This is a genomic window from Labrys okinawensis, assembly GCF_002982075.1.
Taxonomy (GTDB): Bacteria; Pseudomonadota; Alphaproteobacteria; order Rhizobiales; family Labraceae; genus Labrys; species Labrys okinawensis_A.
On sequence record NZ_PUEJ01000011.1, the window covers coordinates 1 to 26,482 of the forward strand.

A 26,482-nucleotide genomic window follows, 5' to 3' on the forward strand; every position below is an offset into this window, starting at 1 on the left:
TGCAAAGCAAACTTCTCAATAAACCATGACAAACAACTCTAATACCTGCCGCGGGGTGGAGCAGCCCGGTAGCTCGTCAGGCTCATAACCTGAAGGCCGCAGGTTCAAATCCTGCCCCCGCAACCAACGTTCAATACAAAAACCCCGCTCGAGTTCATGACTCAGCGGGGTTTTTGTTTGGGCAACACATCGCCCCAGCAGACGAAACAGGAGGCCCTGCCTGGTGTCCGGGCTGTGAGCGAGGGCAAGCGTCCAGCGACAATCTTGGAGGGGGATGACGCTCCTGGACTTGAAATCAGGCTCGCCCCTCCAGTATGGACTGCTCTGGAGCTGAATTGGGGGTGCCATGAGTCTTGGCCTGATCGCCCTTCTCGACGATGTCGCCGCTCTGGCGCGCGGGCTCCGGCCATAGGCCTGGTATCAGCGCACGCAAAATAGAATCACCGAGCGGCGAAATGGTGGCCCTTGAACATGAAATGCACTCCATCGATGGGTGGCGCCCTCATGCCGCGGCACTGTTTGCTGGAAAGTTTGCAACACAACCATCTCAATGGTTGGCCCGCACACGTGCCGCGCTTTTGTCGGCGAGGGCGGCGAGTCGAGCACGCGCCTCCGGCCGGGTGTTCACCACACCCGTGACGACAGCCTCGGCGTAAGCGGCATCCAAAGCAGACATATTTGCATGTGGCTCACGGCTGAGCAGATTGCGAAGTCAGACGGCGGCAGGTTCTGCGCTGCCTTGTGAGCGAGTTCCAGCGCCTTCTTGAAGCTTGACCCTTCCGACAATGTACTGCGCAAGCGCTAGATCGACCACTTCCTGGCCTTGATACACCCGGCCCGTCGGCATCATGTCGAGCATGCGCGACTTGCCCACCAGATCGGCGACGGGGATAGTCGGGCCGCGGCCGGTGAAGAGTCCACGTTGGCCCTCAGGCAGCGCAAAATAAGTCGTCTTATGCATGACCCAGATATGGGGGCGGGCTGGCCAACTCCAGTCCACCGCCCACAACCGCGCAGGTAAGGGCCGCTATAATCGGCACGCCACCATATTCCACCTTGTTGAATGCCACGTGCCCGGAAGCTCAGGATAGCGACGCGAGAGTCGTTCGCAGCAACAGAACCGATTATCCTGCCACTTTGCGCTTGTAAAAGCTCCAGAAAGTGTCGATCAGCATGGGATCGAAGATTTGGTCTTTCTTTGCCTTCAGCTCCGATGCAGGCGTTGTTTTGTAAGGCAACCGGGTGGCGAGCAGTTGCATCTGCGCGCGGCAAGCTCCTTCGAGAAAAATGCCCATCAACGCTGCCTCCGCAATCGAGCCGCCCACGAACAGGACGCCATGGTTGCGCATGAGCACTGTCGATTGTGAGCCGAGTGAGCGTGCCAGACTCTCACCAAGCGCCGGCGTGTCGATCAAGCCGGTTGTCTCCTCGAAACGTCCAACCGGCAGGCCAAGATTGGCCGCCTCATTCGTGACTGCCTGCAGTTCGACATCGAGTGCGGAGAAAGACGTCGCAAAGAACGGGTGGCTGTGCCCAACGCAGCGAACATCCGACCGTGCGCGTAAGACTTCGGTGTGGATCGGCCATTCCTTGTGGATACGCCCCTCTCCTGCGAGCCTGTGTCCCTCGAAATCAATCAGCACGAAATCCTCCGGCCCCACGACCTCACCGAGCCCGATGCCGGAGCGTTTGATCCAGACGCCGCGCCCGGAAGGGTCACGGAGCGACAGGTGGCCGAGTGTCATGTCGGCATGCCCTTCCATGTGCAGAATACGGCAAGCGGTCGCGACCTCCAGCAGGTCGTCATGGGGAATGTCGGTCATTGGTGTTCTCCGGGGTTTGTAATAGTGAAGCTGAGGGCGAGGCTGCTGCCTATCTGGACGCATGATCCGTGATGCGGCGCCTGAAACCGACCAGGGCAAGGATCAGGGCGCACCCTGCCATCGCGGCCGCGACCCGGAACGTGCTCTCCATGCCTCGTGCAATTGCGGCTTGTGTGGCTGCGGCAGTGCCGCCGCTCGCTGGACCGGTCTGGCCGGCGGCGGCGCCGAAGATGGCTCCCATCAAGGATGCGCCGGTGATCAGGCCAAGGTTGCGGCCAAGGGCGAGGAGTGCCGACACCAGGCCGCGCTGCTCAGATCGGGCAGCGCTCATCACGGCCGTATTATTGGGCGTCTGGAAGAAGGCCAGGCCCAGGCTGATGAGAATGATCGAGGTGACATACTCCTGAACCCCGTGCTCTATCGTGATCAACGACATGAGGGCTGAGCCGATGGTCATCAAGGTGAGCCCGCCTAGCAGTGTGAGCCTTGGCCCGATACGGTCGGACATCCAACCGGCTGGAATGCTCATCATGGCGGAAGTCAACGGGCCAACCGTCATGACGAGGCCGGTTGCACGGGTATCGAGGTCGACGCCCCGTGTCAGGAAGATCGGTCCCAGAACCAGCGTCGCCATCATGACTGCGTAGGCGAGGACGCTGATCATCATGCTTGTCGAGAGCAATCGGTCTCGGAACAGGCCCAGCGATAGCAGCGGCTGCCGGGCCTTGGTCTCGATTGCGAGAAAAAGGACCAGTCCGAGAACTGCACCGGCCAAGTACTGAAGGACCAGGGAGTGATTGATGCCATGACTTCCCGACAGGGTCATGGCGACGCAATAGGCAAGAAGAGTAAGGCTCAGGACGATCGTACCCGACCAGTCGAAATTGCTCAGCGATCGCACGCTGTGCGACGTGTCGATGGTCCGAGGCAAGTAGCGGCTCAACAGAACATAAGCGAGCAACCCCAACGGCAAATTTACCCAGAACATCGCCCTCCAACCGAAGGTGACGAGCGCGAGGGAACCGAGCGAAGGGCCAAGTGCAATGCCGAGCGCGACCATCATCGAGAGGACGCCCATGGCCAGGCCGATGCGATCCTTTGGCATGATCTCGCCGACAAGGGCGAAGCTCAAAGCCATGATGATAGCGCCGCCCAGGCCCTGGAGCCCTCGGCCGGCGATCAGCACGATCAAGTTCGGCGCCAAGGCACAGATCACGGATGCCGCCAGGAAGCTGATGAGCCCAGCAAGGTAAAGCTTCTTCTTGCCGAGTTGATCGGCGAAGCGACCGACACCGACGATCAAGGCGGTGACGGTCAGAAGATAGGCGACGACTACCCATTGGACTTCAGCAAAGGTCGCGCCGAACTCCCGCATGAATGTCGGCAGGCCGATGCCGACGACGTTCGTGCCCAACTGTGACAGCAGGATGCCCACAGACAACCCCGTCAACGCGTATCCGAAATGAGCGGGCCGATGATGCAGCGCAGGATGACTGTGCTGATGAACTGTCTGAGCCATTGCTATGCCGAAGTTGTCATCCTGCTACGCGGTCAGGTGGGGCCGGCCGCCACACATTCCGCATGGGGCCCGAAGGAAGTAGCAGCACGGCATTGATGTGAAAATTGCATGCTTGTAACTCTATTGATGCGTCAAACGCACTTCAGGAAGCATGCTTATCCCGGAAAGCGCAGCCGATGATTTTGCCCGATCTGAACCTGCTGATCGCGCTCGATGTCCTACTGACAGAAGGGAGTGTCGCCGCCGCAGCGAAGAAGATGAATCTGTCTCCCCCCGCCATGAGCCGGACACTCGGCCGTATTCGGGATCTGCTCGGCGATCCGGTGCTTGTTCGCTCGGGACGTGGTCTCACACCAACAGTGCGGGTCGAGGCTCTGCGTGAGCGTTTGCGCGCGGTCGCGGAAGATGCGCAGGCCATCATCCGCACCGAAAGGCGGCTCGATCTGGCGCGATTGGAGAGAACGTTCACCATTCATGCCAATGATGGCTTTGTGGAAACCTTTGGCGCAGCCCTGATCGCAAGGGTCATGGAGGTGGCGCCGGGGGTGCGGCTACGCTTCGCCCAGAAGCCGGAAGGCGATGATATGGCATTGCGCGCGGGGCGCGCAGACCTGGAAACCGGCGCGACAAGCCGACCTTTGCCCGAGTTACGGGTTCAAGCTCTCTTCAAGGATCGTTTCGTGGGTGCTGTTCGCGTAGGGCACCCCTTGCTCGAAGGCAGGATGACGCCGAAACGCTTTGCGGCTTTCGGGCATATTTCCGCGTCAAGACGTGGCCTCGACCATGGACCGATCGACGATGAACTGGCAGCCAAGGGGCTTCGGCGCCGGGTCGCCGCAGTCGTTCCGGGCTTTTCTGCAGCACTGGCGCTTGCTCGGGATTCGGATCTCGTCGCGAGCGTACCGGAAAAGGAGACGAGCCGTGACCGCTACGGTTTGGCGATGTTCCCATTGCCTGTTAGCACGGCGACCATCACCGTCTCTCAATTCTGGCACCCGCGCCTCGACGCTGATCCGGCTCATCGATGGCTGCGATCATGCGTGAAGGATATCTGCAGATGAGGTGTCACCCACCGAACCGCACCAGCGACCTCTCGGAAGGGTTCTGTCGCGAATGTAATGACAATCTCTGTCCTGCAATGAAGCCCTCCGATTTCGGGGGGAGTTCGTGTCTCAACAACCGGATCGAACAGGATCACCGACGCATCAAGCGCCGCGCTGGACCCATGCCCGGCTTCATGTCGATGGCATGTGCCGAGGTCATCTTCACCGCATCGAATTGGTCCATGTGATGCGCAAACACCAATCCCGCCGCAGTTTCAGCGGAGAGCGTCAGGACCTAAACCTTCTTATGTAGGTGTCTTGGACTTACGTAGCGCTTCGGTGATCTCGTCACGGGCAACGTCGATCAGCCGCATCATCGCCTGCCGGGCCGTCTCGGGTTCGCGCAACCGGATGGCATCGAACACGGCCCGGTGCTTCGTGATGGCATTTTCGTGGGACTGGCTCGCCCGGTTCGTCAGGCGGAAGCTCGCCAGCAGGGCGGCGCGAATGGCAGTAGCGAACTGGCGGTAGACCCAGTTGCCGCTGGCGTTGATGATGGCGGTGTGGAAATCGAGATCGGCCCGGCTCCAGGCTTCGTTGTCGCGGGAATTGGCCTCGACCATCTCCTCCAGGGCGTTGGAAATATGCAGCAGTTCCCGGGCGCCCGCATGAGCGGCGGCGAGCGCTGCGGCCGCCGGCTCCAGCAATTGCCGCGCCTCGATCAGGGAGACGTAGAACCGCTCGTCCGTGCCGAATTTCAGCACGGCATCCAGCACGAGCGGATCGAGATAGTTCCAGTTCTCGCGCGGCAGCACCGTGGTGCCGGCCCGGGTCCGCGAACGGATCATGCCCAGGGCGGACAGATACTGCATGGTCTCGCGTAAGCTCGTGCGGCTCACGCCCAGCTGCTGTGTCAATTCGGCTTCGTTGGGCAGGGTCGCGTTCTCGGGAAACTCGCCTGAAACGATCTTCTCGACAAATTGCCGCAGCAGGGCTTCCCGGACGCTGCGCTTGCCGTGGGCGGCGATCGGGTTGCCATTCTCGGTCAGTGCCGAGCCGATCCTGATGTCAGTCACTTCCAGTTCCCCCACGCCGCGACTTCGGCACCGGCAAGGCTATGCGAGGCGAGCTGGAAACCAAAATCACGCCAGACGCAACGCGGTTCGCCTCATCAAGGCCATCCAGCCACACATTTCTACGCGTCCGGATGCGAGTCGAAAATAAATAGTATTTATCTTGACAATAATATGATTATTTTTATGGTGCCGCAACCAGGCGCGCCATAACTCGCAGGCTCGATCCAGCGCGCAGGGCTGGTCAACGATCAAAAGACGGGGAGGAACCGATGAAGCTCTCGAAATTCGCCGCGATGACGACCATTGCCGCCTCCATCTGCGCTGCGGCGGGAAGCGCGATGGCTGAGGGCAAGGATCTGAAGGTCGGCGCCATCTACATGGATGCACAGGGTTTTTACGCCGGCGTGCGCAAGGGTATTCAGACTGGTGGCGCCGACGCCGGGCGCAAGCTCGACATCATCGAGACCAATGCCCAGGGGGACGTGACCAAGGAAGCCTCCTTCATCGACTCGCTGATTTCGGCTGGCGTCCAGGCCATCATCGTCTCCCCGGTGTCGGCCGATGGTTCCTATCGCGCGATCCGCCGGGCGCATGACGCCGGCGTTCCCGTGGTCTGCTACAACACCTGTCTGAACGAGGCCGACATGAAGGAGTATGTTTCGGCCTATGCCGTTGGCGACCCCTATGATTTCGGTCACAAGCTGGGCGAGGTCGCGGGCGACTATTTCGTGGCGCAGAAGAAGGATGCCCCCAAGATAGCTGTGCTCAACTGCGAATTCGTCGAGGTCTGCGTCACCCGCCGCAAAGGCTTTGAGGAAGCCCTCAAGGCCAAGGTGCCCGGTGCCCAGATCGTCGCCAACCAGGAAGGCGCGATCCTCGACAAGGCCGTCTCGGTCGCGAGCACCATGCTGTCCTCCCATCCGGACCTCGACGCCTTCTTCGGCGAGGCAGGTGGGGCTACGCTCGGGGCCGCGCGCGCGGTCAAGAGCCAGGGGCGTGTCGGCAAGACCGTGGTCTTCGGGGGCGACATGACCACCGAGATCGCCCAGGAATTGGCCGACAACTCCGTCATCAAGGGTGTCGTCGACATTTCCGGCCAAGGGCTGGGCAAACTTGCCTTGGCCCAGGCGATCAAGTCGATCGACGGCCAGCCGCCGGCAGGCATCAAGGTCGCCTACGATATCGATGTCTACAAGAGCGCAGCGGACGGGCAGGCCTGGCTCAAGGCGCATGCCGACGGCATCCCCTGAGGGTTGCCGGAGGTTCCCCATTGCGGCCAGGCAAGGATATCGACATGACGCCAGCCATTTCCCCAGGCCGGGCGGCGGAGACCGAACGGGTCGCCTCCATCAGCAATTGCACCAAGCGCTATCCCGGCGTGCTGGCGCTCGACGACGTCACCTTCGAGGTGGCTGCCGGTGAGGTGAGGGCTCTGCTGGGCAAGAATGGTGCGGGCAAGTCGACCCTGATCCGCCTGCTCACCGGTGCCGAACTGCCTGATAGCGGTACGGTGGAGATCGCCGGCCAGGCCCTCGGCCAGACCGGCTCTGCCCGCGCACAGGCCGCCTTCGCCAGCGGCGTGCGCGTGGTCTATCAGGAGCTCAGCCTGGTGCCCGGCATGTCGCTGGCCGAGAATTTGTTCCTCGGCCACTGGCCGCGCCAAGGCGGCGTCATCCAATCGGCGCGGATGGAGGCCGAGGCTGCCGAGGCCATGGCGAGGCTGGGGCTGGACCTGTCGCCCAGGCGACTCGTCGCCAGCCTTTCGCCGGCCGAAAGGCAATTGCTGGAAATCGCACGCGTGCTGATCGGCAAGCCCCGGCTGGTGATCCTGGACGAACCGACCAGCTCGCTTGCGGCCGCCGAGGCTGAGCGGGTGATGGCAGCGGTGACACGCATCGCGGCGGAAGGCATCGCCGTGATCTATGTCAGCCACCGCATGAACGAAATCCGCCGGGTCGCGCACAGCGCCACCGTGATGCGCGATGGACGGGTGATCGATACCGTCGACGTGAAGGGGGCGGACACGCGCCTGATCGTCCGCCTCATGCTCGGCTCGGAAAGCGGGCCGGCCGCACAGCTGGAGAACCGGGTCGCCGACACCACCCTGCTCGAGGTGAGGGATCTCGCTTTGGCGCCGAAACTGTCATCCGTGTCCTTTCGCCTGCGGCAGGGCGAGGTCCTCGGCATTGCCGGGCTCCTGGGATCGGGGCGTACTGAATTGCTGCAGGCCATCATGGGCGTGCGCGCGGCCGACCGTGGCGAGATCCATGTGGATGGCAAGCCGGTGACGGGCGCATGCTATCGTCACATGGTCGAGCGCGGTTTCGGCTACACCCCCGAGAGCCGCAAGGAAGAAGGCATCGTTCCTCTGCTCGGTGTCGATGAAAATACGCTGGTGACGGATCTTGCCGCTGTCAGCCGCCGCGGCGTGCTCTCCGCCAGCCTGATGGCCGCCGCTACGCGCCGGATCGTCGAGCATCTCCACGTCAAGACCTCCCGCACCGACACGCCGATCGGCACTCTGTCGGGCGGAAACCAGCAGAAGGTGGTGATCGGCCGCTGGGTCCATGCGCGGAGCCGGGTGCTGCTGCTCGACGAACCCACCCGCGGTGTCGACGTGGAAGCCAAGTCCCAGATCTACGCCATCATAAGGCAGCTCGCCGCCGAGGGGCGCGGCATCGTCTTCGTCTCCAGCGAGATCGAGGAATTGCCGCTGGTCTGCGATCGCGTACTCGTGCTGCGCGAGGGCCGGTTCGCCGGAGAATTCACTGCGCCCGACATTGATCAGGATGCCGTCATGGCCGCCTGCATCGCCGGACACTGACGAGGATACCCGATGTCACAGGACAGAACCGCAGGGGGGGCCGTTTCGGATCGAGGCGCCCGTGCAGGCTTCGATTTCTCTCGCCACATGAACGAATTGAGCCTGTTCGCAGCAATCATCGTGCTCTACGTGGTGTTCACGGCCAGCGCCACCGGCTTCCTTTCGTTCAACAACCAGATCAACATCCTGCGCGATGCCGCCACGATCGGCATCGCCGCCTGGGCGGCGACACTGATCATCATCGCCGGCGAGATCGACGTGAGCGTCGGCCCGATGGTGGCCTTCGTCTCGGTGGCGCTGGCCTATTTCCTGCAGTGGGGCGTGCCGACAGTGCCGGCCTTCGCCCTGGCTGTCGTGGTCGGCGGCCTCTTGGGCTCGATCGCCGGCGTGTTGAGGGCGTTTTTCGACGTGCCCTCCTTCGTGGCCACGCTCGGCCTGTGGAGCGCGCTGCGCGGCATTGCCCTGTTCATCACCGATGCCCTGCCGGTGTCGATCGGGCGCAATGATATCGTTGACGCGCTCGACCGGCCGGTCCTGGGGGTTCCGCCTGCTGCGATCATCATGCTGGTGCTCTTCGGCGTCTTTGCCTTCGTCAGCCGCAAGACCGCCTTCGGCCGCAGCGTCTTCGCCATTGGCGGCAATGCGCAGGCCGCCTTCCTGAGCGGTATCAATGTCGGCCGCATCCGGGTCATGCTGTTCGCCATCGGCGGTGCCATGGCCGCTGTCACCGGTATCCTTCTGGTCTCGCGGCTCGGCTCGGGCAATGCCACCGCCGCGAGCGGCCTGGAGTTCGACGTCATCGCCGCCGTCGTCGTCGGCGGTACCTCGCTCTCGGGTGGGCGAGGCTCGATGCTCGGCACGCTGCTCGGCGTTCTCGTCATCACCCTGATCGGCAACGGCCTGGTGTTGCTGGGCATCAACCCCTTCTTCCAGCAGGTCGTGCGCGGCTTGATCATCGTCATCGCCGTGCTGGCCAACATCCAGGCCATCAAGCGCTCCATGGCGCGAAACAAGGGCTAGGACATGCCGGTTGTCGATCTCCAGCACGGCTGCCTGCGGGCGCAATTGTCGACGGCAGGGGGGCTCGTCCTCGGCCTATGGTGGGAGGACGAGGGCGTAGCCGTTCCTCTCCTGCGGCCGGCGCCCTCGTCGGACGCCGACGCCCTATCCTCGGCCTGCTACCCGCTGGTGCCGTTCGGCAATCGCGTCAGGGATAACCGGTTCCGTTTCGAGGGGCGGGACCATGTCCTGGAACCGAACACGGATTGGGACAGGCACTATCTGCACGGGGAGGGCTGGCAGGCTGGTTGGCGCATCACCGCACAGGACCCGGCGGGCCTTGCGATGGTGTTCTCGCATACAGGAGGCGGCACACCCTACGTCTACGAGGCCGAGCAGCGTTTCGCCCTCGCCGGCGGGGCCTTTGAAATGCAATTGTCCGTGACCAACCGCGGCAGCGCGCCGCTGCCGTACGGATTGGGATGGCATCCCTATTTCCCGCTGACGCCGGCCACGACGCTGATGGCGAGGACGACCGCGCTGTGGACGGAAGTGGAGGAATGGCTCCCCGGCGAGCCCATCGCCATTCCCGAGGAGCTCGACTTTTCCGCCCCTCGTTCCATTCCGGATCGATGGATCAATAATGGTTTGCAGGATTGGGATGGCCTTGCTGTGATCACCTGGCCGGAACGGAACATGCAGCTTCGCTTCGAGGCCGATCCCGTATTCAGGCATGCCTTCCTCTTTGTTTCCACTACCGAATTCGATCCTTCCTTCCGGCGGAACTATTTCTGCTTCGAGCCGATGTCGCACTTGGCCAATGGCCATAACCTGCCGGACCTGGGAGATCTCACGATTCTCAAGCCTGGGGAGACATTGGCCGGCAGCGTTCGGTTTCGACCGCAACATCTTTCCGGCCGGCCGCTTCAGGGCGGTGACCATCTCCGCCAAAGCGCCTGAGCCCTGGAGGCCGCGATGTCCGACAGGGGGCAGTTCGATTTCATCATCGTCGGAGGTGGCAGCGCGGCCTGTGTCGTCGCCTCCCATCTCGTCGGGCGGGCCAAGGCGCGGGTGCTGCTGATCGAGCGCGGGCCGGCGAAGGCCAGCCCGATCATCGACATTCCGGCCGGCTATATGAAGTTCCTGGCCAAGGATACCTATCTGGCCATGCACAAGACCGCGCCACAGCCCCAGCTCGACGGGCGCGGGCCGATCGTGCCGCAGGGGCGCGTGCTCGGCGGCGGCAGCACCGTCAATGCCATGGTGTATATGCGCGGCCAGCCCGGCGACTATGCGCGCTGGAATGCAGCCGTGACCGCGCCCGGCGCCGCCAATGACGGCGCCTGGTCCTATGAGGACATGCTGACTTATTTCAGGGCGCAGGAGGACAATGATCACCTGGCCGACACCTTCCATGGCGTCGGCGGTCCGCTCAAGGTCTCGCATCTCGGCCATACCAGCCCGATGACGCGGACCTATGTGAAGACGCTGCAAGGCATGGGTATCCCTTATAATCCCGATTTCAACGGCGCTTCCCAATTCGGCGCCGGCTTCATGCAGCACACCATCGACTGGGCCACCCGCCGGCGCTGCAGCGCCGTCACGGCCTTTCTCGCCCCGGTGATGCGTGATCCCCGCCTGACCATCGTGACCGATGCGACGGTGACGGGGATCCGCATCGAGCAGGGCCGTGCGGTCGGCGTCGGCTATCTGCAGGGCGGGAGCCGCCATAAAGCGGAGGCCGGCACTGAAGTGATCCTGGCAGCCGGGGCCTACCAGACGCCGAAGCTTCTGATGCTGTCGGGCGTCGGCCCCGAGGACGAGCTCTCCCGTCACGGTATCGCCGCCAAGGTTGTACTGCCCGGCGTCGGGCGCAACCTCCAGGACCACTACGAGTGTCCCGTCGTCGCCACGACGCGGGGAAGCTTCGGCTACTATCGCCAGGACCGCGGTTGGCCGATGATCAAGGCCGGCCTGCAATATCTGCTGTTCGGCACGGGGCCGGCCTCGACCACCGGCGTGGAAACCTGCGCCTTCTTCGATCCGACCGGGAGCAGTGCCGAACCGACCATCCAGATGTTCTGCGTGCCGACAGTCTATCTCGACAGGGACGTGATGGGCACCGACCCTGGCGATGGCGTCACCATCAATTCGCTGCTGCTGCGGCCCAAGGCGCGCGGCCGCGTGACGCTCGCCAGCACTGATCCTCTCGCCGACCCCATCATCGACACCCAGATCTTCGGCCATCCCGACGACCTTGCCACGACGATGGCCGGATTCCGCTTTGCGCGGCAGGTGCTGGCTGCCGCGCCCCTGCGCGACCTGATCGACAAGGAGATCTTCCCAGGTCCCGCCGTGACGAACGACCAGGCGATCGCCGCCCATTGCCGGCGTACGGTCAAGACGGGATATCATCCCGTCGGGACCTGCAGGATGGGCCACGATGCCGATCCCGAGGCGGTTCTCACGCCCGATCTGCGGGTGCGTGGGATCGAGGGCCTCAGGGTCGTTGACGCCTCGATCATGCCGGCCATCGTCAGCGGCAACACCAATGCCGCCGTGCTCGCTGCGGCGGGGAAGGCCGCGGACCTCATCCTTCATTCATGAATTGCGGCGGGCGGCCGGGCCAGGGCCCGGGGCCGATCCCATAGAAACCATTGGATAGTGCCATGAAGATCACCAAGCTGACCACCTTCATCGTCCCGCCGCGCTGGATGTTCGTGAAGGTCGAGACCGATGAGGGCCTGTCCGGCTGGGGGGAGGCCGTCGTGGAGGGGCGTGCCCTGACGGTCGAGGCGGCCGTGCACGAATTGGCCGACTATATCGTCGGCAAGGATCCCATGCTGATCGAAGACCACTGGAACGTACTTTACCGCGGCGGTTTCTATCGCGGCGGCGCAGTGCACATGAGCGCGCTCGCCGGCATCGACCAGGCCTTGTGGGACATCAAGGGCAGGGCGCTGGGACAGCCGATCCACGCCTTGTTGGGCGGCCAGTGCCGCGACAAGATCAAGGTCTATTCCTGGATCGGCGGCGACCGCCCGGCCGACATCGCCAGCAATGCCAAGGAAGCGGTGGCGCGCGGCTTCAAGGCGATCAAGCTCAACGGTTCGGAGGAGATGCAGATCGTCGACACGCACGACAAGATCGACAGGGCGGTCGCGACCATTGCCACCGTGCGCGAGGCGATCGGACCCCATGTCGGCATCGGCGTGGATTTCCACGGCCGGGTCCACCGCCCGATGGCCAAGGTGCTGGCCAAGGAGCTTGATCCCTACAAGCTCCTGTTCATCGAGGAGCCCGTCCTTTCCGAACACAAGGAGGCGCTCAAGGAGATCGCCAATCATTGTTCCACGCCGATCGCGCTCGGCGAACGGCTCTATTCGCGCTGGGACTTCAAGGGCGTGCTGGCGGATGGCTATGTCGACATCCTCCAGCCCGATCTGTCGCATGCCGGGGGCATCAGTGAGTGCCGCAAGATCGCCACCATGGCCGAGGCCTATGACGTGGCGCTTGCGCCGCATTGCCCGCTGGGTCCGATCGCGCTCGCGGCCTGCCTTCAGGTCGATGCTGTCAGCTACAATGCCTTCATCCAGGAGCAGAGCCTCGGCATCCATTACAACGAGGGCAACGACATTCTCGACTACATCTCCAACAAGGGGGTGTTCCACTATGAGGATGGCTTCGTCTCCATCCCGCAGGGGCCCGGCCTGGGGGTCGAGGTCAACGAGGACTATGTGACGGAGCGCGCCCGGCAGGGCCATCGCTGGCGCAATCCGGTCTGGCGCCACGAGGATGGCAGCGTGGCTGAATGGTAGGGGTGAAACGGCGATGGCGGGTCGACTGACAGGCAAGCGTATTCTGGTGACGGGTGCCGCCCAGGGCATCGGATTGGCGATGGTGCGGGCGTTCCTGGACGAAGGGGCAGCCGTTTTCCTGATCGATCGGGACGAAGCGCTTCTTGCCGATGTGAGCAACGAATTGGCGGGTCAGGGCGCGCCGATCGCTCACCGGGCCGTTGATATCACCGACGAGCAGGGCATTGCGCGTGCCGTTTCACAGGCTGCCTCGACGATCGGTGAGATCAACGCCCTCGTCAACAATGCCGGCATCAATGTTTTCGCCGAGCCGTTGCAAACGACGGACGAAGAGTGGCAGCGATGCTTCGACGTCAATCTCAAGGGGGCCTGGAACTGCTGCAAGGCGGTCCTGCCGGGGATGATTGCGGGCGATGGCGGCGTCATTCTGAACATCGCTTCGACGCATGCCTTCACCATTATCCCCCACACCTTCCCCTATCCCCTGGCCAAGCACGCCTTGCTCGGCATGACCAAGTCGCTGGCGCTGGAATATGCCGGCCGCAACGTGCGGGTGAACGCGCTTGCGCCTGGCTATGTCTCGACACAGAAGGTGGTCGATTACTGGAACAGCTTCCCTGATCCCGAGGCCGCCAGGGCGCAGACGTTGAAGCTGCATCCGGGGGGCCGCATCGCCACGCCCAGGGAAATCGCGCTTGCCGCGGTGTTCATGATCTCGGACGAATGTCCCTTCATGAACGCAGCCTGCCTGACTGTCGATGGCGGCCTCAGCGTCCAGCAGCATCCCTGACCGTCGAGCTTCCCGCCATCGCCATAGCGAGCGCTGGCCAGCTGAACCTGAGAAGTGGCGGGAAATTATATATCGGCCTTATCAAACCTCTGGCGACGTTGAGGGCGATCTCGTCGACATGACGCTGCATGGTGTCGGTATTGGCGAAGGGCAACGCCAGCGCGGCTCCTGTTCCGAGCGCGGGGCAGATGGCGCCGAACAGGGAGGCGCTCTCATAGCGCTGATCGGCGGGTTGGATCGGTCGCGTGCCCCGCCGCGCCCACTGCCGGACGAGGCCGTTCTTCTGCCCGATACGGGCTTCGTCTTGATCCGAAGGACGCGCAGCGAAACCAGATCTCGGTCTTCTTCTTGCGGATCAAGTCCGCGAGGTGGGCCGCGAGCGTACGCAGGAGGTTTTTTGAACGCCTGGATGACCTTGCTGTTTTGCTTGGGATGTCGTGGCCTGGCTTTCCACGAGCTGGACCGGTTCCACCTGCTGCGCAGCCGAAGATGATCGTCGCGGATCTGACACTGGACGAGACGATTCTGGCAGCGGTCGTCATGGGGCTCAAAGGACTGCGTCAGCAAACCTTTTAAGTCCGCACGCGGTGGTGCCTGTGTCGAGCATGTGAAATCGGAACCTGGGCTGTCCCTCCCAAATGCCAGCACACATCGGCGACAAAAGGCCATTGCGTCCCGCCCCGATCTCCTTTATATCCGTATTGAAATGAATATCACATAGTGAAATTTATTTCAATTTTAAAAACAACACCGGGAGACAGCCCGGCGAACACCATCGGGAGGTGAGGATGGCCATCAGGAATTGGCTCATCGGAGTGGCCGCGAGCGCGGCTTTCGTGTCTGGCGCGAGCGCGCAGGCAGACAGCAAGTTCCGTTGCAAGGAAGGCGAGACCTATGTGATGAACGTCATGGTCTCGGGGGTGGAATATTGGTTCCCGGTCTATGAAGCCTTCAAGCAGGCCGCCCAGTCGATGGGCTGCAAGACCGCCTATACCGGCACGCCGGAATATGACGTCACCAAGCAGATCGCGAGCTTCGACCAGGCTCTGGCCAAGAACCCGGCCGGCATCCTGGTGCATCCGATGAATTCGGATCCTTTCATCGAGCCGATCAACCGCGCGGTGGATTCCGGCGTCTCCGTGGTGACCTTCGCGGCCGACTCACCCAACTCCAAGCGCGCTTCCTATGTCACCTCCGACAACAACCGGGAGGGCAGCGCCGCCGCCGACATGGTCGCCAAGGCGCTGGACGGCAAGGGCGACTATGCCGTCCTGGAAAACCCGGGGCAGGACAATCATGACAAGCGCGTCGCCGCCTTCATCGCCCGCATGGGCGAGAAATATCCCGGCATGAAGCTGGTCGGCCGCGCAGCCACCAACCAGGACCCGACCAAGGCCTATCAGGCGGTGCAGTCCCTGGCCCAGGCCAATCCCAATCTCGCCGCCTTGTTCATGCCCGAGGCCAATTCGGCCCTGGGAGCAGCCCAGGCCTCCCAGGAGCTCGGCGGCAAGATCAAGGTGATGACCGCCGACGTGAACGCCAAGATCCTCGACATGATCAAGGCCGGCCAGGTCTTCGGCTCGGTCAACCCCAACCAGGGCATCCAGGGCTATATGGGCTTCATGCTGCTGTTCATGGCCAAGCACCCTGACCTGATCGACCCGATGAACGACTGGAAGCGTGCCGGCTACAACCCGATGGGCGTGCCCTTCGTCGACAACGGCTTTGCCATCGTGTCCAAGGACAATGCCGACGACTTCTACTGGGACGCTTATCTCAAGCGCCGCGGCACCAAGGGCATCGAGGAATAATCGGGGCGCTCTTCGGACCCGCCTGTAAGCGCAACGTTCTCAGGCGGCGCTGAAGTCCGGAAAGCGCAGTGCGACCCCTCATTCGGCGCTTCGCGCCACCTCTAGTCAACTCAAGAGAGTTGACGACACCCGCAAGGGGAGAAGGTGATTGGCGAGCGTTGCGCCATCCAAAAGATTGCCTTCTCCCCTTGCGGGAGAAGGTGCCGGCAGGCGGATGAGGGGTTGCGTTGCCCTATCCGGACATCAGCCCCCACCCCTCTTCCAAGACGAAGACCGGCCATGACCCATGATTTCGCCCTCGAAGTGACAGGCATCAGCAAGGCCTATGGAGCGATCCAGGCCCTGCGCGATGTCAGCCTCGGCGTCCGCAAGGGCGAGATCCATGCCCTCGCTGGCGAGAACGGCGCCGGCAAGTCCACCCTGATGAACATCATCGACGGCATCGTCAGGCCCGATGCCGGCGAGATCCGCATCCGCGGCGAAAAGGTCGAGATCGGCTCGCCGGCGCGGGCGCAGGAACTCGGCATCGGGCTGGTGCACCAGGAGATCGCCCTGTGCGGCGGCATCTCGGTGGCCGAGAACATCTTCATGGCCGCAACAAACCGCCGCCGCAGCTTCTTCATGAATTACGGCGAGCTGCGTGAAAAGGCCCGCGCCATCCTGGCCGAACTCGGCAGCATCGACCCCGACAGCCTGGTCGGCGAGCTCACCATTTCCGAGCAGCAGATCGTCGAGATCGCCAAGGCGCTCACCCTCGACTGCTCGATCCTCATTCTCGACGAGCCGACCGCCGCGCTGACCGAGCGTGAAGCCGGCAAGCTCTTCGCCATCATGGCCGGCCTCAAGGCGCGCGGCATCTCCATCATCTATATCAGCCACCGCATGGCGGAGATCTTCGCCCATTGCGACCGCATCACCGTGCTGCGCGACGGCCAGCACGTCTCCACCGACGATATCGCCGCCATGACGCCCGAAAGCGTCGTCGGCAAGATGGTCGGCCGGGCGCTGGGCACGCTCTATCCGCCGAAGAACCCGCAAAGCGCCCAAGCGCCCGCCTTGATGGCGGTGGAGGGCCTCAGCGATGGTGTGCGCTTCAAGGACATTTCCTTCGAACTCCGGCGTGGCGAGGTGCTGGGCGTCGCCGGGCTGATCGGCGCCGGGCGCACGGAAATGGCGCTCGGCATTTGCGGCCTGATGCCTCGCAGCGGCGGCAGGATCCGGCTCGAGGGACGCGAGGTGACGCCCGCGACCTATGCCGACAGCATCGCCAACGGCATCGTCTATCTCTCGGAAGATCGCAAGGGATCGGGCGTTTTCCTCGACCTGCCGATCGCCGCGAATGTCTCGGCCCTCGATCTCGGCCGCGTCTCCACCCGCCTGGGCTTCGTCGACCGCGCGGCCGAGCGGGAGCAGGCCCGGTGCCTCGGCGATCTCCTGCGCCTGCGCCGCGGCTCGCTCAACGATGCGGTCGCCACGCTGTCGGGCGGCAACCAGCAGAAGGTCGCCATCGCCAAGATGCTGTCGGTGTCCCCCAAGGTCATCCTGCTCGACGAGCCGACCCGCGGCGTCGATGTCGGCGCCAAGGCGGAGATCCATCGCATCCTGCGCGAGCTGGCGGATCAGGGCACCGGCATAGTGGTGATCTCCTCCGAACTGCCCGAACTGATCGGCCTCGCCGACCGCGTCATCGTCATCCACGAGGGCGGGATCGCCGGCGAGGTCACGGGAACCGACATGACCGAGGACAGGCTGATCCGCCTCGCCTCCGGATTGAGCAAAGACGCCGGGAGGGCGGCATGAGCGTGATGGGTGAGACCTCAGTGAACCAGAAGCATCCTGAAGCGCCGTCGCATGCGCGTCTGAACTGGCTGCGCGGCCTCGGCAATATGCGCGAGCTCGGCCTTGTGCTGATCATCCTGGCGCTGTGCGTGGTGATGTCCTTCGCCACGCCCTATTTCCTGACCTGGACCAATCTGCGCGCCATGACGATGTCCTTTGCCGTCGAAGGCATCGTGGTGGTCGGCATGACCGTGCTGCTGATCGTCGGCGCCATCGATCTTTCTGTCGGTTCCGTCGTCTGCTTCGCCATGGTGATCGGCGGCTGGCTCTTCCTGGCCGGCATCGATCCCTGGCTCGCCAGCGCCATGGCCATCCTCGCCTGCTCGGCCATCGGCGCCTCCATGGCGCTGGCGGTCACGCGCATCGGCCTGCATTCCTTCATCGTCTCGCTCGCCTTCATGGTGATCGTGCGGGGGCTCTGCCTGGCGATCACCGGCGGCACGCCGCTGTCGCTGTTTTCCCTGCCGCCGAGCTTCAAATTCATCGGGCAGGGCTCGGTCTACGGCGTACCGGTCGTCATCCTGATCTTCCTCGCCGTGGTCGTCACTTTCGACATCCTGCTGCGCAAGGCCACTTTGTTCCGCCGCGTGTTCTATACCGGCTCCAACGAACGGGCCGCCGCCTATTCGGGCATCCGCACCGCCCGGGTGAAGTTCTTCTGCATCGTGCTGTGCTCGAGCCTGGCCGGTGTCGCCGGCATCATCTACATGGCCCGCTTCGGGGCGGCGACGCCGACCTTCGGTGTCGGCATGGAGCTCAACATCATCGCCGCCGCCGTGATCGGCGGGGCCAGCCTCAATGGCGGCTCGGGCACCATCCTCGGCGCCATCCTCGGCATGGCGCTGCTGTCGGTGGTGTCGAGCTCGCTGATCCTGCTCGATGTCTCGCCCTACTGGCAAGACACCATCCGCGGCCTGATCCTGTTTGCCGCCGTCGCCTTCGATCACCTGCTACATAAGCGCAAGCAGGCTCTGACTCGGAAGGCATAGGACAAGCACCGTGGCAAAAGACAACGAAGGCGACCAGCGGCTCCGCCGCATCCATCGGGTATTGGTCATGCATTACATCGAAGGCCTTTCGCAGGCCGAGATAGCCAAGCGCACCGGCCTGTCCCATCCGATGGTCAACCGTCTCGTCAAGGAGGGGCATGAGCGCGGCTATGTCAGGATCGAGGTGAAGTCGCCGCGCCAGGACCTGTTCGAGCTCGAACAAGCCCTGGCTGAGGCGAGCGGCCTCACGGAGGCAATGGTGGTGCCCACCGCCTCCGACCAGGACAGCGTCAACCTCCAGGCTGCCGGGCGGTCGGTCGCCGACCATATCCTCACCGTGCTCCGGGACGGCGACACCATCTGCGTCTCGGGCGGGGTCGGCGTCAGCGCGGTCATCCAGGCCATGGAGCCCACCCGCGCCTATGACGTAACCGTGGTGCCGGCGACCGGCGGTGTGCAGGGCAAGCATTTCGTCGACGTCAACCATCTTGCCGCCCAGCTCGCTTCCAAGCTGCAGGGACGCGCCTTCCAGATCCATGCGCCGATCTTCGCCGCCTCGCGCGCCGAACGGGACGTGCTGATGTCGCTGCAATCGGTCGGCGAGGTGCTGGACCGCGCACGCGCTGCCCGCATCGCTTTGGTCGGCATCGGCTCGGTGCTGTCGGAGAGCTCGACCTATTTCAGCCTGCACGCTCCGGGCGCCGGCGGGCTTGACGGGCTCCGGCAGAGCCGGGCGGCCGGGGAGCTGATCGCCCATCTGATCGACGCCGACGGGCATCTCTGCGACTACCCGCTCAATGAACGCGTCGTCGCGCTCAGCCCCGAGGAGCTCCGGACCATCCCAATGACCATCGGCATCGCCGCCGGCGCCCACAAGGCAGAGCCGATCGCCGGCATCCTGCGCGGCGGCTATCTCGACATTCTTGCCACCGACGAGGCGACCGGTACCCACGTTCTCGACATTCTCAAGAGGCCGACATGACCCCTCCAATTCCCTTGCGCAAACTGGGCCATTCCGACATCGCGGCGACCGCCATCGCGCTCGGCACCTGGGCCATGGGCGGCTGGATGTGGGGCGGCCATGACGACGAGGCCTCGATCGCCGCGATCCGCGCCTCCATCGACCAGGGCGTCACGCTGATCGACACCGCCCCCGCCTATGGCCTCGGACGCGCCGAGGCGCTGGTGGGGCAAGCCGTCAAGGGCCGCCGCCAGGAGGTGGTGATCGCCACCAAATGCGGGCTCAACTGGCATCACGGCAAGGGCAATCACTTCTTCGACGAGATGGACCAGAAGGTGCATCGCTATCTCGGGCGCGATGGCATCCTGCACGAGCTCGAGCAGAGCCTCGAACGCCTGCAGACCGATTATGTCGACCTCTACATCACCCATTGGCAGGACCCGACCACATCGGTGGCCGAGACCATGGAGACGCTGTTGGAGCTCAAGCAAGCCGGCCGGATCCGGGCCATCGGCGTCAGCAACGTCACCGCCGATGACCTCGACGCCTATCTTGCCGTCGGGCAGGTGGATGCCATCCAAGAGCGCTATTCCATGCTCGACCGCGCGATCGAGACCAGCCTCCTGCCGATCTGCGCCGCTAACGGCGTCTCCACGCTCAGCTATTCCTCGCTGGCGCTGGGTCTGCTCACCGGCAAGATCGGGCCGGAGCGTGATTTCGCCGGCGACGACCTGCGCAAGGACAACCCCCGCTTCTTGCGCGACAACCGCACTCGCGTCGCCGATTTCGCTGCGGCGGTGAGCCCGCTCGCCTCCGCCCATGGCGCGACGATCGCCCAACTCGTGATCGCCTGGACCATCGCGCAGCCAGGGATCACTTATGCCCTGTGCGGCGCGCGCGACGACAAGCAGGCCAGCGAGAATGCCGCCGCCGGGCGCCTCGTTCTGTCGGCCGACGACCTCGCCGCCATCGACCGCGCCATCGCGGACCATCTTGCCGCCATCACGGCCTGACAGCGTGGAGTTGCAGGCATGACGCTCACCCGGGCGGAACGGCTCGACAGGTTGCGCGCGAAGGACCGTGCCACGGTCCTCGTCGTCGGCGGCGGCATCAACGGCATCAGCACCTTTCGCGAGCTCGCTTTGCAGGGGATCGACGTCGTGCTCGTTGAGCGCGGGGATTTCATGAGCGGGGCCAGCGCGGCGCCATCCCGCATGATCCATGGCGGGCTGCGCTATCTGGAGAATGGCGAATTCGGGCTGGTGAAGGAGTCCCTGCTGGAGCGCAACCGCCTGCTGCGCAACGCGCCGCATTATGTCAGCGCCCTGCCGACCCTTGTCCCGCTGGGCGATCGTTTCTCCGGCATGGTGTCGGCGGCGCGCCGGTTTTTCGGCGGGCGGCCGAAGCCGGGACCGCGCGGCGCCCTGATCGTGAGGCTGGGACTCGCCCTCTATGATTTCTATGCGCGCCGCGAGCGCCAATTGCCGCAGAGCCGTTTTTTCGGCCGCCGTGCCACCCGCCTGAACTGGCCCGACTTCCATCCCGACATCAACTATGCCGCGCTTTATCACGACGCCAAGATCAGCCGGCCGGAGCAGCTCGGCCTCGAACTGATCGCTGATGCCGAGGCGGCCTCATCCGAGGCGTTCGCGCTCAACCATCTCGGCCTCACCAGCCTGGATGGCACGATCGCAGAGCTCACCGACAGCCTGACCGGCGAGCGCATCCCCTTGGCCGCCGATGTCGTCGTCAATGCCAGCGGAGCCTGGATCGACCAGACCAACGCCCTGCTCTCGGGGCGGCAGACCACGCTGATCGGCGGCACTAAGGGGTCGCATCTCGTCCTCGACAGCCCCGCCCTCCTCGAGGCCATCGGCGAGCGCATGGTCTATTTCGCCAACCGCGAAGGTCGCGTGTGCATCCTGTTCGCCCATTTCGGCCATATCCTCGCCGGATCGACCGACATCCGTGTCGACACACCCGACGGCGTACGCTGCGAGGCGAGCGAAACCGCCTATATCCTGGACTCGATCCGCGAGGTCTTTCCCGGCATCGCCCTGTCGGAAGCCGATATCCTGTTCCGCTTCGCGGGCGTGCGTCCTCTGCCCCGGGCCGATGCGAATGTGAATGCCGAGATCTCGCGCGACCACAGCTGCGAATGGTCGACGCCTCCGGGGGCAGTCCCCGTCCTCAACCTCGTCGGCGGCAAGTGGACGACATTCCGTGCCTTCGGTGCCCAGGCCGCCGATACGGTGCTGGCCCGCCTCGGGATCGATCGCACACGCTCGAGCGAGGCACTGGCGATCGGCGGCGGCAAGGACTTTCCGCGAGGCGAAGCCGAACGCCGGGACTGGATGCGCCGCGCCGCCGCCTCGACGGGGGTGTCGGAAGAGCGCTGTGCCACGCTGCTCGAACGCTACGGCACGCGGATGCTCGATTTCACGCCGGACGTCGACGATATCAGCCTCGCCGGCTTGCCTGAATACAGCCGCGACGAGGTCCGCTGGCTTCTCTCGAACAGCCAGGTCGCCACTTTGGCCGACCTGGTGCTCCGGCGCATGACCATCGCCTTCAGCGGCGGGCTCTCGCTCGACGCCATCCACGAACTCGCCGCGCTGGCGGCATCAGCCCTCGGCTGGAGCGAGGCCCGCACACAAGACGAGATCGACCGGCTCCTCGCTCATCTCGATCACATTCACGGCCTCACGGCGGCAACGCTGGCGGCCCGCAACCTCTCGTCTCCGGTCTCTCTATTACCCTCCCCTGGAGGGGGAGGGTCGACGCAAAGCGTCGGGGTGGGGTGACTTCTTGGCGAGAAAGTTTCGTTCTCCCCGCCAACCCTGCCTATTCCCACCCCACCCCGGCCCTATGGGCCGACCCTCCCCCTCCAGGGGAGGGTAAAAAAGCCACAGGGAAGACTCATGTATCTAACCAAGAAAGTTCGGATGAACCGCCTGTTCGGCGCCGGCAAATGTCTTGACGTCGCCATCGATCATGGCGTGTGCAACGAGCCTTCCTTCCTCGAGGGGCTGGAGGACATGGGCAAGGTCGTGCGCATGCTGGCCGATGCCGGCCCCGATGCCATCCAGATGAATTACGGCCAGGCCGACCTGCTGCAGGAGATGCCGGGCAAGCACAAGCCGGCCCTAGTGATGCGCATCGACATGGGCAATCCCTACAACCGCCAGCGTCATCGCGAGATGTGGGCCCTCTTACAGAACGCGCAGGATCCCATTGCTCCGGCGCTGCGCATGGATGCGGCCTGCGTAGTGGTCAATCTCTTCATGCTGCCGGACGAGCCGGGCCTGTTCCGCCAATGCATCGAGAACATCTCGCGGGTGGCGCAGGACTGCGAAAAATACGGCATGCCGCTGATGATCGAGCCGCTGGTGATGCAACCGGCCAGCGAGCGCGGCGGTTATCTCGTCGATGGCGACGCGGAAAAGATCGTGACGCTGGTGCGCCTTGCCCGCGAGCTCGGCGCCGATATCGTCAAGGCCGACCCGACCAGCGACCCAGCCGATTTCCATCGCGTGGTCGAGGCCGCCCGCTGCCCCGTGCTGGTGCGCGGCGGCGGCAAGGCGGATCTGCGCCAGGTCTTCGCCAATTCTCATGCTTTGATGTGCCAGGGCGCCCATGGCATGGTCTATGGCCGCAACATCTACCAGCACGACAACCCCGCCCGCGTGGTCAAGGCACTGATGGCGATGATCCATCAGGGTGCCGACGACGGCGAGGCCTGGGCCATCTACGAGGCCGCAGCGTGAGCCGCTATCTCCTCGGCATCGATGCCGGCAATACCGTGGTCAAAGCCGTCCTGTTCGATCTCGACGGACGTGTCCTGGCGCGGGCCGCGCTAGACGGCCAGTCGCGCCAGCCCCAGCCCGGCTATGTCGAGCGCGACATAGCCGAACTCTGGGCCAATGCCGCCGCGGTGATCCGGCGCTGCCTGGACGGGGCCGGCGTCGAAGGCAGGCACGTCATCGGCATCGGCACGGCCGGTCACGGCAACGGCCTCTATATGCTCGACCGGCACGACCAGCCGCTGATCGGCATCCAGTCGATCGACAACCGGGCGGCCGAGCTCGCTGCCGGGCTGCGCGCCTCGCCGGTCGCCGACGCCCTCTATCCGCTCTGCCTGCAGCGGCCCTGGCCAGCCCAAACGGCGACGCTGCTGCTCTGGCTCAAGCAGAACCGGCCCGACCTCTATGCCCAGGCCGGCACCGCCTTCCTGTGCAAGGACGCGATGACGCTGCTGCTCACCGGCAGGCGCGTCTCCGATTTTTCGGACATGAGCGGCGCGGGCCTGCTGCGCCTGCCCGAGCGGCGCTATGACGAAGCCCTGCTCGCGGCCTATGGCCTCGGCGATGCCGCCGAGCTGCTGCCGGAGCTTGTTGAATCCGAAGCCTCGGCCGGCGGCGTCACCGCCAGCGCCGCGGCGGCCACTGGCCTCACCGAGGGAACGCCGGTCGCCGCCGGCTTCTTCGACATCATCGCCTCGATGATCGGCTCGGGCGTCAACACGCCCGGCGAAGCGGCCATCGTGGCGGGCACCTGGAGCATCAACCAGGTGGTGCGCGAGATGCCGCTGGCGGACGATACGGTGTTCCATGCCTCGACTTGGCGCCCGGATCGTTATGTCGCCGTCGAGTCGAGCGCCACCTCGGCGGTCAATCTCGAATGGTTCGTGCGCGAATTCGGGGGCGGGCATGGCGCCGCCGGCTTCGAGGCCTGCAATGCCCTGGTGGCCTCGGTTGCGCCCCACCCGGAGCTGCCGCTGTTCCTGCCCTTTCTGTTCGGCGCGTCCACCCATCCCGACGCGCGGGGCGCCTTCATCGGCCTCGCCGGCTGGCACGGCAAGGCGGAGATGCTGCGCGCGCTCTACGAAGGCGTGGTGTTCGAACATCGCCGCCATATCGAGCGCCTCCGCCGCGCCGGCGCCGAGATCACCCGCGCCTCGTTATCGGGCGGCGGCTCGCGCAGCCCGGTCTGGTGCCAGATGTTCGCCGACATCCTCGATCTGCCCGTCACCGTGGCCGAGTGCCAGGAAACCGGTGCGCTGGGCGCGGCGATCGCGGCGGGCGTCGCGGCCGCCGCCTTTGCGACGCTCGATGACGGCATCGCCGCCATGGTGCGCCAGGCTGCGCAATACCAGCCCAGTACTCCGGACAGGGCGCTTTTGGAGGCGCGCTATCGCCTCTATTGCGGCCTGGCTGAGGCCATGCCCGATCACTGGAAACGCTATCGCGAGGGCGCATGAACGAACGTCACGATAGCGAACGCACCGATCTCGGGGCCTACGACTACGTCGTCGTCGGCGCCGGATCCGGCGGCTGCGTGCTGGCCAACCGGCTCAGTGCGGATCCCAACGCCAGGGTGCTGCTGCTCGAAGCCGGCGGCTCAGACCGCTATCACTGGATCCATATCCCGGTCGGCTATCTCTATTGCATGGGCAATCCCCGTACCGACTGGGGCTACCGGACCGTGGCCGAGCCGGGCCTGAACGGGCGCTCGCTCGCCTATCCGCGCGGACGGGTGATGGGCGGCTGCTCCTCGATCAACGGCATGATCTATATGCGCGGCCAGGCCGCCGACTATGACCATTGGCAGCAGCTCGGCAATGCCGGCTGGGGCTGGGACGACGTGCTGCCGCTGTTCCGGCGCTCGGAAGACCACCATGCCGGGAGCACGCCCCTCCATGGCGCGGAGGGCGAACTGCGTGTCGAGCGCCAGCGCCTGTCCTGGCCCGTTCTCGACGCGGTGCGCGAGGCGGCCGAGGAACTCGGCGTGCCCCAGATCGACGACTTTAATGCCGGCGACAACACCGGCTCGGCCTATTTCGAGGTCAACCAGAAGGCCGGCTTTCGCTTCAACGCCGTGCGTGCCTTCATCAATCCCGTCAGGCAGCGCAAGAACCTCACCATTCTCACCCATGCCATGGCAGAGCGCATCCGCGTCGCCGATGGACGGGCCGAAGGCGTCGAATTGAGCCTGCACGGCAAGCCCTCTTGTGTCGCGGTCAAGCGTGAGGTGGTGCTGACGGCCGGCGCCATCGGCACGCCCCAGCTCCTCCAGCTGTCAGGCATCGGCCCGACGGCGCTCCTGGCCAGGTACGGCATCCCGCTCGTGCTGGACGCGCCAGGGGTCGGCGAGAACTTGCAGGACCATTTGCAGATCCGCACCATCTTCAAGATCAGCGGCGCGCGCACCCTCAACGAGTGGCAGGCTTCACTACTCGGCAAGGCTCAGATCGCCCTCACTTATGCCCTCAAGCGTTCGGGACCGATGGCAATGGCGCCGAGTCAGCTCGGCATCTTCATGAAATCGGATCCGCGCTTTGCCGATGCCAATATCGAGTTCCACGTTCAGCCCCTGTCGCTCGACGCCTTCGGGTCGCCGCTGCATCCCTTTCCGGCCATCACCGTCTCCGACTGCAATCTCCGGCCGGAGGCGCGCGGCCATGTCCGCATCGTCTCGCCGGACATCCAAACCCATCCGGAAATCGCGCCGAACTATCTCTCGACGGAAGGCGACCGTGCGGTCGCGGCCGATTCGATCCGTGCGGCCCGCCGCCTGATGGCGACCAGGCGCATGCAGGCCTTCCGACCGGAGGAGCTGAAGCCCGGGCCGGCGATCCAGTCAGCCGACGATCTCGCCAAGGCTGCCGGCGACATCGCCACCACGATCTTCCACCCCGTCGGCACGGCCCGGATGGGCAGCGACGCGGCAGCCGTGGTCGACCCCCAGCTGCGCCTGCGCGGCATTTCAGGCCTGCGCATCGCCGACGCCTCTGTTATGCCGACCATCGTCTCCGGCAACACCCATGCGCCCGTGGTGATGATCGCCGAAAAGGCCTCGGACATGATCGCCATGGCTTGGCGGGGGTGAGCTGCAGCAATAGCCTACCACCAGAACCGGCCAGCTTGACAGCGACATGGGCGACGCAAGGAGGAGAGAGGACGGCGCGGCGGACGTTCCCAGCCCATAAGG

Annotated in this window: 20 protein-coding genes, 1 tRNA gene and 2 pseudogenes; 18 read left to right on the forward strand and 5 right to left on the reverse strand. The window is 64.5% G+C overall.

Annotation, left to right across the window (positions count from 1 at the left end):
* The first annotated feature begins 49 nt into the window (after window positions 1-49).
* Window positions 50-126 (forward strand) — tRNA-Met (locus C5L14_RS24585).
* A 421-nt stretch (window positions 127-547) separates the two neighbouring features.
* Here C5L14_RS24585 and C5L14_RS24590 read toward each other — a convergent pair.
* From C5L14_RS24590 to C5L14_RS24600, 3 genes and pseudogenes are all read right to left on the reverse strand, one after another.
* Window positions 548-1,073 (reverse strand): annotated as a pseudogene (locus C5L14_RS24590) (crotonase/enoyl-CoA hydratase family protein); the annotation flags it as partial.
* 51 nt (window positions 1,074-1,124) lie between these two features.
* A complete protein-coding gene (locus tag C5L14_RS24595) occupies window positions 1,125-1,823 on the reverse strand; it encodes a class II aldolase/adducin family protein (RefSeq protein ID WP_181161317.1) in 699 nt (232 codons plus the stop codon).
* A 49-nt stretch (window positions 1,824-1,872) separates the two neighbouring features.
* The gene (locus C5L14_RS24600) at window positions 1,873-3,258 is read right to left on the reverse strand and encodes an MFS transporter (RefSeq protein ID WP_210203289.1); all 1,386 of its coding nucleotides are present in this window, start codon (window positions 3,256-3,258) and stop codon (window positions 1,873-1,875) included.
* 260 nt (window positions 3,259-3,518) lie between these two features.
* Here C5L14_RS24600 and C5L14_RS24605 point away from each other — a divergent pair, with 260 nt between their 5' ends.
* Window positions 3,519-4,403: a LysR family transcriptional regulator gene (locus C5L14_RS24605; RefSeq protein WP_105864724.1), complete on the forward strand. Its 885-nt coding sequence runs from the start codon at window positions 3,519-3,521 to the stop codon at window positions 4,401-4,403.
* 287 nt (window positions 4,404-4,690) lie between these two features.
* Here C5L14_RS24605 and C5L14_RS24610 read toward each other — a convergent pair whose 3' ends face one another.
* Window positions 4,691-5,461 (reverse strand): FadR/GntR family transcriptional regulator, encoded by a 771-nt coding sequence (locus tag C5L14_RS24610; RefSeq protein ID WP_245443560.1) that lies wholly within the window; start codon window positions 5,459-5,461, stop codon window positions 4,691-4,693.
* Between the two features lie 269 nt (window positions 5,462-5,730).
* Here C5L14_RS24610 and C5L14_RS24615 point away from each other — a divergent pair, with 269 nt between their 5' ends.
* The 7 genes from C5L14_RS24615 (at window position 5,731) to C5L14_RS24645 (ending at window position 13,892) form a co-directional block, all read left to right on the forward strand.
* The gene (locus C5L14_RS24615) at window positions 5,731-6,711 is read left to right on the forward strand and encodes a substrate-binding domain-containing protein (protein ID WP_105864725.1); all 981 of its coding nucleotides are present in this window, start codon (window positions 5,731-5,733) and stop codon (window positions 6,709-6,711) included.
* A 44-nt stretch (window positions 6,712-6,755) separates the two neighbouring features.
* Window positions 6,756-8,285: a sugar ABC transporter ATP-binding protein gene (locus C5L14_RS24620; RefSeq protein ID WP_105864726.1), complete on the forward strand. Its 1,530-nt coding sequence runs from the start codon at window positions 6,756-6,758 to the stop codon at window positions 8,283-8,285.
* A gap of 12 nt (window positions 8,286-8,297) precedes the next feature.
* Window positions 8,298-9,305, forward strand: a complete 1,008-nt coding sequence (locus C5L14_RS24625; protein ID WP_105864727.1) for an ABC transporter permease — start codon at window positions 8,298-8,300, stop codon at window positions 9,303-9,305.
* A 3-nt stretch (window positions 9,306-9,308) separates the two neighbouring features.
* Window positions 9,309-10,244 (forward strand): aldose 1-epimerase, encoded by a 936-nt coding sequence (locus C5L14_RS24630; RefSeq protein WP_105864728.1) that lies wholly within the window; start codon window positions 9,309-9,311, stop codon window positions 10,242-10,244.
* A 15-nt stretch (window positions 10,245-10,259) separates the two neighbouring features.
* Window positions 10,260-11,891 (forward strand): GMC family oxidoreductase, encoded by a 1,632-nt coding sequence (locus C5L14_RS24635; RefSeq protein WP_105864729.1) that lies wholly within the window; start codon window positions 10,260-10,262, stop codon window positions 11,889-11,891.
* Window positions 11,892-11,953: 62 nt separating this feature from the next.
* On the forward strand, window positions 11,954-13,102 hold the full coding sequence (gene dgoD, locus C5L14_RS24640) for a galactonate dehydratase (protein WP_105864730.1): 1,149 nt from the start codon (window positions 11,954-11,956) through the stop codon (window positions 13,100-13,102).
* Window positions 13,103-13,115: 13 nt separating this feature from the next.
* The gene (locus C5L14_RS24645; protein ID WP_105864731.1) at window positions 13,116-13,892 is read left to right on the forward strand and encodes an SDR family oxidoreductase; all 777 of its coding nucleotides are present in this window, start codon (window positions 13,116-13,118) and stop codon (window positions 13,890-13,892) included.
* A gap of 85 nt (window positions 13,893-13,977) precedes the next feature.
* Here C5L14_RS24645 and C5L14_RS24650 read toward each other — a convergent pair.
* Window positions 13,978-14,196, reverse strand: a pseudogene (locus tag C5L14_RS24650) (IS630 family transposase); the annotation flags it as partial.
* Between the two features lie 490 nt (window positions 14,197-14,686).
* On the opposite strand from C5L14_RS24650, the gene C5L14_RS24655 reads away from it, so the two are divergent.
* From C5L14_RS24655 to C5L14_RS24695, 9 genes are all read left to right on the forward strand, one after another.
* Window positions 14,687-15,703 (forward strand): substrate-binding domain-containing protein, encoded by a 1,017-nt coding sequence (locus C5L14_RS24655; protein ID WP_428832658.1) that lies wholly within the window; start codon window positions 14,687-14,689, stop codon window positions 15,701-15,703.
* Window positions 15,704-15,982: 279 nt separating this feature from the next.
* Entirely contained in the window at window positions 15,983-17,503 is a 1,521-nt protein-coding gene (locus C5L14_RS24660) for a sugar ABC transporter ATP-binding protein (protein WP_105864733.1), read from the forward strand.
* A gap of 86 nt (window positions 17,504-17,589) precedes the next feature.
* Window positions 17,590-18,531 carry an ABC transporter permease gene (locus C5L14_RS24665; RefSeq protein ID WP_210203292.1) on the forward strand — a complete coding sequence of 314 codons (942 nt, stop codon included), beginning with the start codon at window positions 17,590-17,592 and terminating at the stop codon, window positions 18,529-18,531.
* Window positions 18,532-18,541: 10 nt separating this feature from the next.
* Window positions 18,542-19,513, forward strand: a complete 972-nt coding sequence (locus tag C5L14_RS24670; RefSeq protein ID WP_245443572.1) for a sugar-binding transcriptional regulator — start codon at window positions 18,542-18,544, stop codon at window positions 19,511-19,513.
* Window positions 19,510-20,505 (forward strand): aldo/keto reductase, encoded by a 996-nt coding sequence (locus tag C5L14_RS24675; protein ID WP_105864734.1) that lies wholly within the window; start codon window positions 19,510-19,512, stop codon window positions 20,503-20,505. The genes C5L14_RS24670 and C5L14_RS24675 overlap by 4 nt, the downstream gene beginning before the upstream one ends.
* An 18-nt stretch (window positions 20,506-20,523) precedes the next feature.
* Window positions 20,524-22,296: a glycerol-3-phosphate dehydrogenase/oxidase gene (locus C5L14_RS24680; protein WP_105864735.1), complete on the forward strand. Its 1,773-nt coding sequence runs from the start codon at window positions 20,524-20,526 to the stop codon at window positions 22,294-22,296.
* Window positions 22,297-22,413: 117 nt separating this feature from the next.
* Window positions 22,414-23,259, forward strand: coding sequence for a class I fructose-bisphosphate aldolase (locus C5L14_RS24685; RefSeq protein WP_105864736.1), 846 nt, complete (start codon window positions 22,414-22,416; stop codon window positions 23,257-23,259).
* Window positions 23,256-24,752 (forward strand): FGGY-family carbohydrate kinase, encoded by a 1,497-nt coding sequence (locus tag C5L14_RS24690; RefSeq protein WP_105864737.1) that lies wholly within the window; start codon window positions 23,256-23,258, stop codon window positions 24,750-24,752. Before C5L14_RS24685 ends, C5L14_RS24690 begins: the two co-directional genes overlap by 4 nt.
* Complete coding sequence (locus C5L14_RS24695) at window positions 24,749-26,380, forward strand: GMC family oxidoreductase (protein ID WP_105864738.1); 1,632 nt, start codon at window positions 24,749-24,751, stop codon at window positions 26,378-26,380. Before C5L14_RS24690 ends, C5L14_RS24695 begins: the two co-directional genes overlap by 4 nt.
* Window positions 26,381-26,482 lie beyond the last annotated feature (102 nt).

Excerpts from the sequence above, each read along its gene's own strand:
- C5L14_RS24595 (WP_181161317.1), bottom strand. The coding sequence starts at position 1,823 with ATGACCGACATTCCCCATGACGACCTGCTGGAGGTCGCGACCGCTTGC.
- C5L14_RS24605 (WP_105864724.1), top strand. The coding sequence starts at position 3,519 with ATGATTTTGCCCGATCTGAACCTGCTGATCGCGCTCGATGTCCTACTG.
- C5L14_RS24615 (WP_105864725.1), top strand. The coding sequence starts at position 5,731 with ATGAAGCTCTCGAAATTCGCCGCGATGACGACCATTGCCGCCTCCATC.
- C5L14_RS24620 (WP_105864726.1), top strand. The coding sequence starts at position 6,756 with ATGACGCCAGCCATTTCCCCAGGCCGGGCGGCGGAGACCGAACGGGTC.
- C5L14_RS24625 (WP_105864727.1), top strand. The coding sequence starts at position 8,298 with ATGTCACAGGACAGAACCGCAGGGGGGGCCGTTTCGGATCGAGGCGCC.
- C5L14_RS24630 (WP_105864728.1), top strand. The coding sequence starts at position 9,309 with ATGCCGGTTGTCGATCTCCAGCACGGCTGCCTGCGGGCGCAATTGTCG.
- C5L14_RS24635 (WP_105864729.1), top strand. The coding sequence starts at position 10,260 with ATGTCCGACAGGGGGCAGTTCGATTTCATCATCGTCGGAGGTGGCAGC.
- dgoD (WP_105864730.1), top strand. The coding sequence starts at position 11,954 with ATGAAGATCACCAAGCTGACCACCTTCATCGTCCCGCCGCGCTGGATG.
- C5L14_RS24645 (WP_105864731.1), top strand. The coding sequence starts at position 13,116 with ATGGCGGGTCGACTGACAGGCAAGCGTATTCTGGTGACGGGTGCCGCC.
- C5L14_RS24660 (WP_105864733.1), top strand. The coding sequence starts at position 15,983 with ATGACCCATGATTTCGCCCTCGAAGTGACAGGCATCAGCAAGGCCTAT.
- C5L14_RS24665 (WP_210203292.1), top strand. The coding sequence starts at position 17,590 with ATGCGCGAGCTCGGCCTTGTGCTGATCATCCTGGCGCTGTGCGTGGTG.
- C5L14_RS24675 (WP_105864734.1), top strand. The coding sequence starts at position 19,510 with ATGACCCCTCCAATTCCCTTGCGCAAACTGGGCCATTCCGACATCGCG.
- C5L14_RS24680 (WP_105864735.1), top strand. The coding sequence starts at position 20,524 with ATGACGCTCACCCGGGCGGAACGGCTCGACAGGTTGCGCGCGAAGGAC.
- C5L14_RS24685 (WP_105864736.1), top strand. The coding sequence starts at position 22,414 with ATGTATCTAACCAAGAAAGTTCGGATGAACCGCCTGTTCGGCGCCGGC.
- C5L14_RS24695 (WP_105864738.1), top strand. The coding sequence starts at position 24,749 with ATGAACGAACGTCACGATAGCGAACGCACCGATCTCGGGGCCTACGAC.